The following is a 10,837-nucleotide window of genomic DNA, read 5'->3' as shown; positions in this document are numbered from 1 at the left end:
GGCGGACGAGATGGTCCTCGATCCGGTCAGCTCGCGGCCCTCACGGGCGTCTGCGGAAACGGACCGAGCGCCTTCTCGGTCAGGGTCGAGTCGCAATATTCCCGGATCTCCTTGATCTTCCCGTCCTCGAGGCGAAACACCAGGCAGTAGTCGTTGTCATAACGAACGCCCTCGGGCGTGACGTTGTCGCCCTTGGCTTCCACCACGACGACGTCGCCATCGGCGATGAAACGGTGAGCCACGGTGCGCGTCCGATCGCGCAAGCGGGTGCGCACATAACCGTGCAGATCGTTGAGGATCGCCTCCTTGCCGGTGAAGGTGCGCGACCAGGAGTACTGTCCGGTCACGACCCATCTGGCATCGTCGGCAAGGCTTGCGGCGAACAGGGCCCGGTCGCGCGCGGCCGGATCGGGGCTGGCGGCGGCGGCAAAGATATCCTGCATCAGTTTCTTGTTGGCGCTCGCGCTCATGGCGGCATCTCCGTTTGGTGGCAACACGGAGATCATCCCCGCCGGATGAGAATTCTTCAAATCGATAGTGGATATGATATCTATTCGCTTCATGAATTTGAATTCGCTTGACCTCAATCTCCTGACCGCGCTCGACGCGCTGCTGCGCGAGGCCAATGTCAGCCGGGCCGCGCTTCGGATCGGGCTGTCGCAGCCGGCCGCGAGCCATGCGTTGCAACGCCTGCGCGACATCTTCGGCGATCCGCTGCTGGTGCGCACCGGCGCGCGCATGGAGCTGACGCCGCGGGCGCAAGCCCTCCGCGCACCGCTGGCCCAGGCGCTCGACCAGGTGCGCGGGCTGTTCATACCCGACGACTTCGACGCCGCGCGCAGCGAGCGGCAATTCCGCCTGATGATGCCTGATCTCGCGGTCGAGCTGCTGATGCCGCCCTTGATGGAGAAGGTGACGCGGGCCGCGCCCAACGTCCGCATCGACGTCGTACCGTGGCGGGGCCCTGCGATCTTTCACGCCGAGTTCGCCCGCACCATCGACCTCGTGATCTCGATCGGCAACGCCTTCAAGGGCTTTCACCGCCAGTTGCTCTACACCGACAGCGACGCGCTGGCGGTGCGGCGCGGCCATCCCATGGCTGCGAAGCTGAAGCGGCGCGAGACGTTCCTGGCGGCACGCCATGTCGGCGTGATCATCCGCGGCCAACCGGAGGATCTCATCGACACCTGGCTGCGGACCAAGGGCATCGAGCGGCACATTTCGCTGGTGGTGTCAGGCTATCTCGAAGCGCTGCACGTCGCCGCCCGCACCGACCTCGTCGCCTTCGTGCCGCGCCGGCTGATCGCGGCGCTGTCGAAGCAGTTCGGCCTCGTCACGGTGACGCCGCCGCTCGATCCAGGGATCGACGAGCAGTTCATGTTCCATCCGACGCGGGCGCAGATGGACCCCGGCTCGATCTGGCTGCGGCGGCTGATGCTGGCGACGGGACGGGAATTGGAGAAGAAGGAACGGCGTGCTGGGTAGGACGCAGCTTCAAAACAAATGGTGTCGTCCCGGACAAGCGCAGCGAAGCGGAGCGCCGATCCGGGATCCATAACCACAGGGCGCGGTTTGGCGAAGACTCGTGGTCGTCAGCTCGTGTCACAACTTCTCCCTGTGGTTATGGGTCCCGGGTCTGCGCTAACGCTTGCCCGGGACGACAGGGGAATATGTGGCCGCGTTCCTACGCCTTCTGCGCGTCCATCACCTTGCGCACGGCGGGGCGGTCTGACATGCGCTTGAAGTGGTCGGCGATCTTCGGCGTCGCGTTGATGTCGACGCTGTCGCCTTCGAGCCAGTGCGAGAGCGTGTGGAGGTAGGGATCGCAGATCGTGAACTGGTCGCCCATCACCCAGGGACCTTTGAACATCTTCTGCTCGATCAAGGAGAAGCAGGCGCCCATGCTCTTCGGCACCATCGCCTTCATGTCGGCGAACGAGCTCTCCTGCGTCGCCCAGCGCGCGCCGCGCATCTTGTGGGCATGGTTGATGTGCGCGGTCGAGCAGAGATAGGAATTGAACGACTGCACCTGGGCGAAGTCGAAGGGATCGTCGAGCGGGGCGAGCTTCGCCTTGGGGAAGGTCTGCGCGATATAGGCCAGCATCGCGGGCGTCTCGGTCAGCACGCCGCGATCGGTCACCAGCGCCGGCACGCGGCCCTTCGGATTGATCGCGAGATAGTCCGGGCTGTTCTGCTGGTTATCCTTGAAGCTCAGCCGTTCAGCCGTGTAGTCGGCGCCGGCCTCCTCCAGGGTCATGTAGGTGGCGAGCGCGCAGGTGCCGGTGGCGTAGTAGAGCTTGAGCATGTCGGACCTCATGGGAAAATTGGAAACTAACGGCTGCGGGCCGCCAGGTCCATAGCACGCTGTTCTAGGTGCTTTGCTCTTCGCAGTTGCCCACCGCCGCCCGCCTGTGCCAAGACGCCTGCAATTGGAGGGGTTTTGTCATGACCGTACTCATCGCCGGTGGCGGCATCGGCGGGCTGACGCTCGCGCTCAGCCTGCACGGAATCGGCGTTCCCGTAAAAGTGTTCGAGAGCGTCGCGGAACTGAAGCCGCTCGGCGTCGGCATCAACGTGCTGCCGCATGCGGTGCGCGAGCTGATCGAGCTCGGGCTGATGGACCGGCTGGACGAAAGCGGCGTGCGCACCCGCGAGCTCGCCTATTTCTCCAAGCACGGCAAGCCGATCTGGAGCGAGCCGCGCGGGCTGGAGGCCGGCTACAAATGGCCGCAATTCTCGATCCATCGCGGCACGCTCCAGCAGCTTCTGCTCGACACCGCGATCGAGCGGCTCGGCCGCGAGAATATCCTGACCAGCCACCATCTGACGGGCTGGACCGAGACGGACAGCGGCGTGCGCGCCAATTTCGTCGACAGGGCGACCGGCAAGGCTGCCGGCAGCTACGACGGCGCGATCCTGATCGCCGCCGACGGCATCCATTCCGCCGTGCGAGAAAAGCTCTATCCGCAGGAGGGACCGCCGATCTGGAACGGCCGCATCCTCTGGCGCGGCGTCACGCCGTCAAAGGCGTTCCTCACCGGCCGCACCATGATCATGGCCGGGCACGAGATCCTGAAATTCGTCTGCTATCCGATTTCGAAGGCGCCGGACGCAGCGGGCAACCATCTGATCAACTGGGTTGCCGAGCGCCACATGCCGCCGACCTATCAGTGGCGGCGCGAGGATTATAACCGCACCGCGCGGCTCGAGGAGTTTCTGCCCTGGTTCGAGAGCTGGCAGTTCGACTGGCTGGACGTCCCCGGCCTGATCGAGAACTGCCCGCACGCCTACGAATACCCGCTGGTCGACCGCGATCCGGTGTCGCAATGGACCTTTGGCCGCGTCACGCTGATGGGCGACGCGGCGCATCCGATGTACCCGATCGGCTCGAACGGCGCCTCGCAGGCGATCCTCGATGCCCGCACCATCACGCGCGAGATCCTGGCGCATGGCCCGACGACCGCGGCGCTGCTCGCCTATGAGGCCGAGCGCAGGCCCGCGACCACCGACCTCGTCCTGCTCAACCGCAAGAACGGCCCCGAGCAGGTGATGCAGCTCGTCGAGGAGCGCGCGCCTGACGGATACGACGTCGTCACCGACGTGCTGTCGCAAAAGGAGCTGGAAGACATCGCCGCCAACTACAAGCGCGTCGCCGGCTTCCAGGTCGAGGCGCTGAATGCGAAGCCGCCGATCGTGAGTGCTGGTGCGCGCGCGAGGGCGTGATGCTCTCGCTCAAAGCGAGATGTGCATGAATGCGCCCTCGCCCCTTGCGGGAGAGGGCAGCGACGCCGGTGGACGCAGGCTCACTCGGGTGAGGGGTCTGTCTCCGCGAGTCCAACTCGCATTTGAGTTCGCGGAGACATACCCCTCATCCGGCGCCATAGCCGAAGCTTCGCTTCGGCGTTCTCTTAAGAACGGCGGCCCGAAGGCCGCCTATGCCACCTTCTCCCGCAAGGGAGAAGGGAAGAGGAATGCGCGGCTCGACTATTTCCCCACCACCCTCGCCGCCTCCAGCAGCCGCTCGCTCGCGCTGGCCGTCGCCAGCACCGTGCCGTCTTCCGCCATCAGCTTCGCCTCGACGAACGCAATCGTCTTGCCGAGTTGCGTCACCTTGGCCTCACCGATGATCGGACCGGGCCTTGCGGGGCTGAGGAAATTCACGGTCATGCTGATCGTGGTGGTGTAGAGCCGGCCCTCGCTCATCACCAGCACGGCCGGCCCCATGGTGTCGTCGAGCATGGCAGAGAGCATGCCGCCCTGGATGAAGCCCGCCGGATTGCAGAACTCGGGCTTACCCTGGAAGGCGAGCCTGATCCAGCCCTCCTCCGGACGGGCATCGAGCAGGCGCCATCCGAGCAGCTCGGCGCAGGGCGGCCTCTTGAAGTTGTCGAGTGCGGTCTTGACCATTGGCAGCCTCCGTATCGGGCGCTGATAGCGTAGCGCTGCTGCCAGCGTGCTGTCAGGAAGGTGGGGCCCTTGAAGGGTCCAGCGCGTGCGCGATCACCTTGCGCATGACGTTGGGCAGCGCTTCACCGGCGAGGGTCGCGATCGGCACCCAGCGCATGCCCTCGGGCGCGCGAGTGCGCGCTTCGGCCTTCGCCGTGTAGACCACCAGCTCCAGCGGAAAATGCGTGAAGACGTGGGTGACGACGCCCACCTTGCGCTGCCAGCGCGACAGTCCCTTCAGGTCCGGCGCCTGCTGCTTCGCCGTCGCGTCTTCCTGGCCGGCCAGCCAGTCCGAGCCCGGGACCTCGGTCATGCCGCCAAGGAGGCCTTTTTCGGGCCTCGAGCGCACCAGCAGCTCGCCGCCGCGCGTCACGACGAAGGCAGCACCGCGCCGCAACGTTCCGCTCTTCTTCGGCGCCTTGCGCGGAAACGTTTCCTGCGTCGCTAGCGCACGCGCGGTGCAACCCTCATTGAGCGGACAGAGCGAGCAGGCCGGCTTCTTCGGCGTGCAGATCGAGGCGCCCAGATCCATCAGCGCCTGCGCGCTGTCGCCGGCGCGAGACGTCTCGTCGCCGGCGCGAGCGTCCGCAAGCAGCGTCGCCGCCAGTTGCTGGATCAGCGGCTTGGCCTGCGGCAGCTCCTCCTCGACGGCGAACAGGCGCGACACCACGCGCTCGATGTTGCCGTCGACCGGCATGGTGCGGCGGTCGAAGGCGATCGCGGCGATCGCGGCCGCCGTATAGGGCCCGATCCCCGGCAGCGCGCGCAGCCCCTCTTCCGTGTCCGGAAACACACCGCCGTGCTCGCGCGTCACGGCGACCGCGCAGGCATGGAGATTGCGCGCGCGGGAGTAATAGCCGAGGCCAGCCCACATCCGCAGCACGTCATCCTGCGACGCCCGCCCCAGCGCCGTGACATCCGGCCAGCGCGCGACGAACTTTTCGAAATAAGGGCCGACGGCTTTCACGGTGGTCTGCTGGAGCATGATCTCCGACAGCCAGACGCGGTAAGGGTCCGAGGTCTCGCCGGGCATCGCGCGCCATGGCAGACGGCGGCGATGGCGGTCGTACCAGGCGAGCAGCAGCGTTGGGCGAGCCGATGCCTCCGACTGAATTGGTTCCGACTTGGCCATTAGTGCCGATTTGGGGCTCATGCTCTCACTGTAGCGGCAACGCGCCGGCCTCTCCACGTCATGCCCGTGCTCGTCGCGGGCATCCACGTCTTTCTTCGCGGAACGCTCCCCAATGGTGAGGCCTGCGCTCCAAGGTGCTATAAGGGTCCATGTCCAAATTCCCTCCCAGACCCGGTCCCATCAGCGCCAAGCCGCTTTCGCTGCTGCTCAACGACGTCTTTGCCGAGGCCTATGCCAAGCAGGGTTTTGCCGCGCGCGAGCTCGTGACCCGGTGGGCGCAGATTGCCGGGCCGGAGATTGCGGCCCATGCCGAGCCCTTGAAGATACAATGGCCGCGGCCGGTCGAGGGCCAGCCGCAGGAGCCGGCGACCCTGGTGCTGCGGGTCGAGGGGCCGATGGCGCTGGAGATCCAGCACTCCGCCGACGTGATCCTGGAGCGGGTCAACCGCTTCTTCGGCTGGAGCGCGGTCGGCAAGCTCGCCTTCCGCCAGGCCCCCCTGTCGCGCGCCCGGCCGCCGGTCCGGCCCGGTCCGCCGGATCCCAAATCGGTGGCCAAGGTGGCGGAGAGCCTGGGGGACATCGAAGATGAAGAATTGAAGACAGCGCTGGCGCGGCTCGGGGCCGCCATCAAGCGAAATTGAGCCTCATTCCGACGGTAATCTGGACCCGTCCCTGTCGCTCGCCATTGCCTCGAACTACGTTTCAAGCTAGCGACAGGCCGCCTGAACGGGAACTTTGATAAGAACCTTGGGGCGAGACCACACCAATCCGGGAGCCGACCTTGATCATCACCCGCCGCGCCTTCAACACGATGCTGTCGCTGACCGGTCTTGCCGCGCTCGCCGGACTGTCGCCGCTGCGGTTCATCAACGAGGCGATGGCGCAGTCGGCCGCCGATGTGGCCAAGCCCGTGTCGCTGCCCGACATGGCACTCGGCCCCAAGGACGCCCCCGTCACCATCACCGAATATGCCTCGATGACCTGCCCGCATTGTGCGGCGTTCAACGAGCAGGTGTTCCCCAAGATCAAGTCGGAATACATCGACACCGGCAAGGTGCGTTACATCTTCCGCGAGTTCCCGCTCGACATCAAAGCCGCCGCCGGCTCGATGCTGTCGCGCTGCATCGCCAAGGACGACGCGTCGAAATATTTCGCGGTCACCGACATGCTGTTCCGCCAGCAGAACGATTGGGTGCTGAAGAACACCACGGAGACGCTGACGCGGATCGGCAAGCAGGCCGGTCTCACCCAGCAGCAGGTCGAAGCCTGCCTGAAGGACCAGGCGCTGCTCGACAAGATCGCCGCCGACCAGAAGTACGCCAGCGACGTTCTGAAGGTGGATTCGACGCCGACCTTCTTCATCAACGGCGAGAAGATCAAGGGCGAAGCCTCGTTCGATGAATTCGCCAAGAAGATCAATCCGCTGCTGAAGAGCTGATTTTCCCCGCTCAAGGCCTGATTCGCATCTCGAGAGCCGTATCTTTCCCGGCATAAATCCCTTGGGAAAAGCGGCTTTCGCCGGTTGCCCTCGCGGCGCACCGCGGCCATTGTCCGACCGCATGAGGCGCCTCGCGCGACTCACCCAGAGAGTGACATTGCCTTCCATGGTATTGTCCCGGCAGGGGGATTCGCGCCTGCCAACAGAGATGCGTGCTTATGAAAATCACCCGCCTGCGCCTTCACGGCTTCAAGTCCTTCGTTGAGGCCACCGACTTCGTCATCGAGCCCGGCCTGACCGGCGTGGTCGGACCCAACGGTTGCGGCAAGTCGAATCTCGTCGAAGCGCTGCGCTGGGCGATGGGCGAAACCTCGTACAAGTCGCTGCGCGCGGCCGACATGGACGCGGTGATCTTCGCCGGCTCCGGCAACCGTCCCGCGCGCAACCACGCCGAAGTGACGATGACGATCGACAACACCGATCGCACCGCGCCGGCGGCGATGAACGACAGCCAGCTTCTGGAAATCTCCCGCCGCATCGAGCGCGAGGCGGGCTCGGTCTATCGCATCAACGGCCGCGACGTGCGCGCCCGCGACGTGCAGATCCTGTTCGCGGACGCTGCCACCGGCGCGCGTTCGCCCGCCCTCGTCCACCAGGGCAAGATCGGCGAGATCATCCAGGCCAAGCCCGAGCAGCGCCGCCGCGTGCTGGAAGATGCCGCCGGCGTCGCCGGCCTGCACGCCCGCCGCCACGAGGCCGAGTTGCGGCTGAAGGCAGCCGAAACCAACCTCACCCGCGTCGAGGACGTGATCGGCCAGCTCGCCGGCCAGATGGAAGGCCTGAAGAAGCAGGCCCGTCAGGCCGTGCGCTATCGCGAGGTCGCGGCCAAGGTCCGCAAGGCGGAAGCGACACTGTTCCACCTGCGCTGGATCGGCGCGCATGCCGACGTCAACGAATCCGGCCAGACCCATGATCTCGCGGTTCGCGAGATGGCCGAGCGCACCCAGCACCAGGCCGAAGCCGCCCGCATCCAGGCCATCCGCGCCACCGAAATGCCGGCGCTGCGCGATGCCGAAGCGCGCGCCGCGGCCGGGCTGCAGCGCCTGACCAATGCACGCGAACTGCTCGACCGCGAGGAAGAGCGCGCCAAGGAGCGTGTCGCCGAGCTCGAGCGGCGCCTCGCCCAGTTCGAGGGCGACATCTCCCGCGCCCAGCAGCAGACCATGGACGCCGACGTCGCGCTCCAGCGGCTCGACACCGAAGACGCCGAGCTGAAGGAAGAGATCAAGTCGCGGGTCGAGAAGCGCTCCGGCGTCGACGAGCGCGTCGGCGAAGCCGAGGCGGTGCTGACCGAAACCGAGCACCAGTTCGCCGAGCTCACCACGGCGCTTGCCGACCTCACCGCCAAGCGCAACCAGCTCGAGGCCAATGTCCGCACCCATCGCGACAAGCTCGCCCGGCTCGACCAGGAGATTTCGAATGTCGCGGCCGAGGAGCAGAAGCTTGCCGACGAGACCGGCGGCTTCGGCGATCTCGACGAGCTGACCGCAACGGTCGAGAACGCGGAGCAGACGCTGGCTGCTTCGGAAGCCGCGGCCCAGGCGAGCGAAGCCGCGCATGTTGCCGCGCGCCAGACGCTGGAATCCTCGCGCTCGCCGCTCGTCGAAGCCGACAAGCGCGTGCAGCGTCTCGATACCGAAGCACGCACGATCTCCAAGATCGTCAACGGCGAGACCAAGAATCTGTGGCCGCCGATCATCGACGGCATCACCGTCGACAAGGGCTTTGAGAAGGCGATCGGCGCCGCCCTCGGCGACGATCTCGATGCGCCGGTCGATCCGTCCGCGCCGATGCGCTGGACCAATGCCGGCGTCACCGACGGCGATCCGGAGCTGCCCGAGGGCGTCGTGCCGCTCGCGAGCCACGTTCAGGCGCCCGCCGAGCTGGCGCGCCGCCTGGCGCAGATCGGCGTGGTGCCGCGCGAGCGCGGCGCCGAACTCGTCTCGCAGCTCAAGACCGGCCAGCGGCTGGTCTCGCCCGAAGGCGACGTCTGGCGCTGGGACGGCTTTGTCGCCGCGGCCCACGCTCCGACCGGTGCGGCACGGCGCCTCGCCGAGCGCGCCCGCCTCGTCGACATCGAGAACGAGCTGGAGCAGGCCCGCATCGACGCGCAGATCAAGCGTCAGGCGCTGGAGAACGCCGAGTCCGAGCTGCAGATGGCCGCCAGCACCGAAGGTGCGAGCCGCGAGGCCTGGCGCGCCGCCCAGCGCGAGGTGAACGTCGCGCGCGAGCGCCATGCCACCGCCGAGCGCGAGATCAGCCGCCGCGCCGCGCGCAAGGCGACGCTGTCGGAAGCCCATAGCCGCCTCGCCGCCGACCGCGCCGAGGCCGAGGCCGCGTACGAATATGCCGAGGCCGGCATCACCGAGCTGCCGTCGAGCGAGGACACCGAGACCCGTCTCGCCGCCGTCCGCAGCGATATCGAAGGCCATCGCCGCATGGCCGCCCAGGTCCGCGCCGAGGCGCAGGCGCTGGCGCGCGAGGCGGAGCTCGCCGACCGCCGCGTGCAGGCGATCCTCGCCGAGCGCACCGAGTGGCAGAACCGCAAGGAGAGCGCGGCCTCTCACATCGACACCATCCAGACCCGCATCACCGAGGTCTCGATCGAGCGCAGCGATCTCGAAAACGCGCCCGCCGTGTTCGCCGAGAAGCGCAGCGCGCTGATCACCGAGATCGAATACGCGGAAAACGACCGCCGCATGGCCGCCGACGCGCTCGCCTCGGCTGAGACCGCGATGGCCGAAACCGATCGCGTCGCCAAGCTGACACTCGAAGCGCTGTCGAGCTCCCGCGAGGCCACCGCGCGCGCCGAGGAACGTATGGAAGGCGCACGGCGCCGGCTCGAGGACATCGAGCGCGAGATCCGAGACATGCTGGAGGTCGAGCCGCAGGCCGTTGCCGGCCTCGCCGAGATCGAGCCCGGCGCCGAGCTGCCGCCGCTGCACGACATCGAGGAAGACCTCGAAAAGATGCGCCGCGACCGCGAGCGCCTGGGTGCGGTGAACCTGCGCGCCGAGGAAGAGCTGCGCGAGGTCGAGACCCAGCACACCGGCCTCGTCACCGAGCGCGACGACCTCGTCGAAGCCATCAAGCGGCTGCGCCAGGGCATCCAGAGCCTCAACAAGGAAGCGCGCGAGCGGCTGCTGACCTCGTTCGAGGTCGTCAACAACCACTTCAAGCGCCTGTTCGTCGAGCTGTTCGGCGGCGGCGAAGCGGCGCTGCATTTGATCGAGAGCGACGATCCGCTGGAAGCCGGTCTCGAGATCATCGCCAAGCCGCCGGGCAAGAAGCCGCAGACGCTGTCGCTGCTTTCGGGCGGCGAGCAGGCGCTGACCGCGATGGCGCTGATCTTCGCGGTGTTCCTCACCAATCCCTCGCCGATCTGCGTGCTGGACGAAGTCGACGCACCGCTCGACGACCACAACGTCGAACGCTACTGCAACCTGCTGCACGAGATGACCGGCTCGACCGACACCCGCTTCATCATCATCACGCACAATCCGATCACGATGGCGCGGATGAACCGGCTGTTCGGCGTCACCATGGCCGAGCGCGGCGTCTCGCAGCTGGTGTCGGTGAGCCTGTCAGAGGCGGTGGACATTCTCGACCAGAACGTGGCGTGACGCTGCGGTCGCCCTACACCCATTGACGTCATCATCCGCCTTGTGCGCAAATTGCGCACTGGAGCGGATGATCCAGTACGCCGCGGCCTCTCGGTTCACGGCGCCGTCTCGGAATACTGGATGCCCCGCCTACGCGGG

General features: G+C 66.8%; 9 protein-coding genes. 5 read left to right on the top strand and 4 right to left on the bottom strand.

All coding sequences use genetic code 11. The annotated features are described in order from the left end of the window. Positions 1 to 26: 26 nt before the first annotated feature. Positions 27 to 470, bottom strand: coding sequence for a nuclear transport factor 2 family protein (locus AC0L3X_RS39190; RefSeq protein ID WP_063985133.1), 444 nt, complete (start codon positions 468 to 470; stop codon positions 27 to 29). Between the two features lie 91 nt (positions 471 to 561). On the opposite strand from AC0L3X_RS39190, the gene AC0L3X_RS39185 reads away from it, so the two are divergent. After that, positions 562 to 1,485 (top strand): LysR family transcriptional regulator, encoded by a 924-nt coding sequence (locus tag AC0L3X_RS39185; protein WP_063985134.1) that lies wholly within the window; start codon positions 562 to 564, stop codon positions 1,483 to 1,485. Between the two features lie 199 nt (positions 1,486 to 1,684). Here AC0L3X_RS39185 and AC0L3X_RS39180 read toward each other — a convergent pair whose 3' ends face one another. Beyond that, positions 1,685 to 2,305 carry a glutathione S-transferase family protein gene (locus AC0L3X_RS39180; protein WP_063986629.1) on the bottom strand — a complete coding sequence of 207 codons (621 nt, stop codon included), beginning with the start codon at positions 2,303 to 2,305 and terminating at the stop codon, positions 1,685 to 1,687. A gap of 140 nt (positions 2,306 to 2,445) precedes the next feature. Between AC0L3X_RS39180 and AC0L3X_RS39175 the strand changes: the two genes are divergently transcribed. Continuing rightward, positions 2,446 to 3,723, top strand: a complete 1,278-nt coding sequence (locus AC0L3X_RS39175) for a flavin-dependent oxidoreductase (protein WP_063985135.1) — start codon at positions 2,446 to 2,448, stop codon at positions 3,721 to 3,723. 261 nt (positions 3,724 to 3,984) lie between these two features. Here the strand turns inward: AC0L3X_RS39175 and AC0L3X_RS39170 are convergent, their stop codons facing one another. Both AC0L3X_RS39170 and mutY read right to left on the bottom strand, forming a co-directional pair. Continuing rightward, positions 3,985 to 4,407, bottom strand: a complete 423-nt coding sequence (locus AC0L3X_RS39170) for a PaaI family thioesterase (RefSeq protein WP_063985136.1) — start codon at positions 4,405 to 4,407, stop codon at positions 3,985 to 3,987. Positions 4,408 to 4,459: 52 nt separating this feature from the next. After that, the gene (mutY, locus tag AC0L3X_RS39165; protein ID WP_231144350.1) at positions 4,460 to 5,599 is read right to left on the bottom strand and encodes an A/G-specific adenine glycosylase; all 1,140 of its coding nucleotides are present in this window, start codon (positions 5,597 to 5,599) and stop codon (positions 4,460 to 4,462) included. A gap of 128 nt (positions 5,600 to 5,727) precedes the next feature. Here mutY and AC0L3X_RS39160 point away from each other — a divergent pair, with 128 nt between their 5' ends. From AC0L3X_RS39160 to smc, 3 genes are all read left to right on the top strand, one after another. Continuing rightward, positions 5,728 to 6,219: a DUF721 domain-containing protein gene (locus AC0L3X_RS39160; protein WP_063985137.1), complete on the top strand. Its 492-nt coding sequence runs from the start codon at positions 5,728 to 5,730 to the stop codon at positions 6,217 to 6,219. A 140-nt stretch (positions 6,220 to 6,359) separates the two neighbouring features. Continuing rightward, positions 6,360 to 7,016, top strand: a complete 657-nt coding sequence (locus AC0L3X_RS39155) for a DsbA family protein (protein ID WP_166350219.1) — start codon at positions 6,360 to 6,362, stop codon at positions 7,014 to 7,016. Between the two features lie 218 nt (positions 7,017 to 7,234). After that, positions 7,235 to 10,699, top strand: a complete 3,465-nt coding sequence (smc, locus tag AC0L3X_RS39150; RefSeq protein WP_166085454.1) for a chromosome segregation protein SMC — start codon at positions 7,235 to 7,237, stop codon at positions 10,697 to 10,699. Positions 10,700 to 10,837: the final 138 nt, after the last annotated feature.

It is taken from the genome of Bradyrhizobium sp. MI1.7, from assembly GCF_055811795.1.
The sequence above is the reverse complement of the archived record's forward strand: the minus strand, read 5'-3'. Positions and strand labels throughout refer to the sequence as shown.

What these genes read in the sequence shown, in the direction of transcription:
- AC0L3X_RS39190 (WP_063985133.1), bottom strand. Translation starts at nt 470, where the DNA reads ATGAGCGCGAGCGCCAACAAGAAACTGATGCAGGATATCTTTGCCGCC.
- AC0L3X_RS39185 (WP_063985134.1), top strand. Translation starts at nt 562, where the DNA reads ATGAATTTGAATTCGCTTGACCTCAATCTCCTGACCGCGCTCGACGCG.
- AC0L3X_RS39180 (WP_063986629.1), bottom strand. Translation starts at nt 2,305, where the DNA reads ATGCTCAAGCTCTACTACGCCACCGGCACCTGCGCGCTCGCCACCTAC.
- AC0L3X_RS39175 (WP_063985135.1), top strand. Translation starts at nt 2,446, where the DNA reads ATGACCGTACTCATCGCCGGTGGCGGCATCGGCGGGCTGACGCTCGCG.
- AC0L3X_RS39170 (WP_063985136.1), bottom strand. Translation starts at nt 4,407, where the DNA reads ATGGTCAAGACCGCACTCGACAACTTCAAGAGGCCGCCCTGCGCCGAG.
- mutY (WP_231144350.1), bottom strand. Translation starts at nt 5,599, where the DNA reads ATGAGCCCCAAATCGGCACTAATGGCCAAGTCGGAACCAATTCAGTCG.
- AC0L3X_RS39160 (WP_063985137.1), top strand. Translation starts at nt 5,728, where the DNA reads ATGTCCAAATTCCCTCCCAGACCCGGTCCCATCAGCGCCAAGCCGCTT.
- smc (WP_166085454.1), top strand. Translation starts at nt 7,235, where the DNA reads ATGAAAATCACCCGCCTGCGCCTTCACGGCTTCAAGTCCTTCGTTGAG.